Source organism: Campylobacter sp. MG1 (genome assembly GCF_026616895.1).
Classification (GTDB): Bacteria; Campylobacterota; Campylobacteria; order Campylobacterales; family Campylobacteraceae; genus Campylobacter_E.
On record NZ_JANYME010000046.1, the window covers coordinates 1 to 443 of the forward strand.

A 443-nucleotide genomic window follows, 5' to 3' on the forward strand; every position below is an offset into this window, starting at 1 on the left:
CTTTTAAAACTACATTTTCTAAAAGTGCATTTTGTTTTATAGCACCATAAATTTCTGGCTCATTATTTGGATCAAGATTGATACATTTTGCATAACAACCTCCTTCAAAATTAAACACTCCCTCATCATCCCATCCATGTTCATCATCTCCGATTAATTTTCTTTTTGGATCAGTTGAAAGAGTTGTTTTTCCTGTACCACTAAGCCCAAAAAATAAAGCTACATCACCTTTTTCTCCGACATTAGCACTACAATGCATAGGAAGTTTATTTTCCAAAGGTAACCAATAATTCATCATAGAAAAAATACCTTTTTTCATCTCTCCACCATACCAAGTGCCACCAATAACTGCCATATTTTTTTCTATATTAAAAATGACAAAAACTTCTGAATTTAACCCATCTGTTTTATAGTCTTCATTCACACATTTACAAGCATTATAT

At 31.4% G+C, this 443-nt stretch carries 1 protein-coding gene; it reads right to left on the reverse strand.

The annotated features are described in order from the left end of the window. Window positions 1-443: phosphoenolpyruvate carboxykinase (ATP) (locus NY022_RS09620; protein WP_267525665.1), on the reverse strand; the 443-nt coding region annotated here is incomplete at both ends.